The organism is Rhodovarius lipocyclicus, from assembly GCF_009900765.1.
In the GTDB taxonomy this organism is placed as follows: domain Bacteria; phylum Pseudomonadota; class Alphaproteobacteria; order Acetobacterales; family Acetobacteraceae; genus Rhodovarius; species Rhodovarius lipocyclicus.
The window spans coordinates 1-659 of sequence record NZ_JAAABL010000097.1; the positions used below are offsets into that span (position 1 = coordinate 1).

The 659-nt window shown below is 63.9% G+C and carries 1 protein-coding gene; it reads left to right on the top strand.

Annotation, left to right across the window (positions count from 1 at the left end; translation table 11 throughout):
* The coding region (locus GT007_RS22095; protein WP_160123827.1) for an IS3 family transposase at positions 1-647 on the top strand (647 nt) is incomplete at its 5' end.
* Positions 648-659 lie beyond the last annotated feature (12 nt).

The window sequence follows — 659 nt, forward strand, 5'->3', positions numbered from 1 at the left end:
AGGGCTTCTGCTGTGGGCTGCACAAGATCGAACGGCTGATGCGCCAGCAGGCGCTTCGGGCGCGGCCGCGCCGCCGCGGCCTGCCCAAAGACATCGGTGTGCGGCAACTGGCTGCCGTGCTGCCCAACATCCTGGACCGCCAGTTCGCGGCAACGCAGCCGAACCAAAAATGGGTGGCTGACTTCACCTATATCTGGACCGCCGAGGGGTGGCTCTACGTGGCCGTCGTGATTGATCTGTTCTCGCGCCGCGTCGTGGGCTGGTCGATGAGCGCCAGCATGACGGCGCAGCTCGTCGCCGATGCACTGGTCATGGCGATCTGGCGGCGCGGCAGCCCGCGGTCCGTGCTGCACCATTCGGATCGTGGCAGCCAATATAGCGCTGACCAGTTCCAGCGCCTGATGGCCGATCATGGCATCACCTGCTCGATGAGCCGATCAGGCACTGTCTGGGACAACGCCGCGATGGAGAGTTTCTTCTCGTCGCTCAAGACCGAACGCGTCAGAGCCCGCGTCTATCGCAATCGCGACCAGGCCCGGGCCGACGTGTTCGACTACATCGAGCGCTTCTACAACCCCAGGCGACGGCACTCGACCATCGGGTATCTCAGCCCTATGGAGTTCGAGCGCTTGGCCAGTTCAGGCTAAACTCGGTGTACA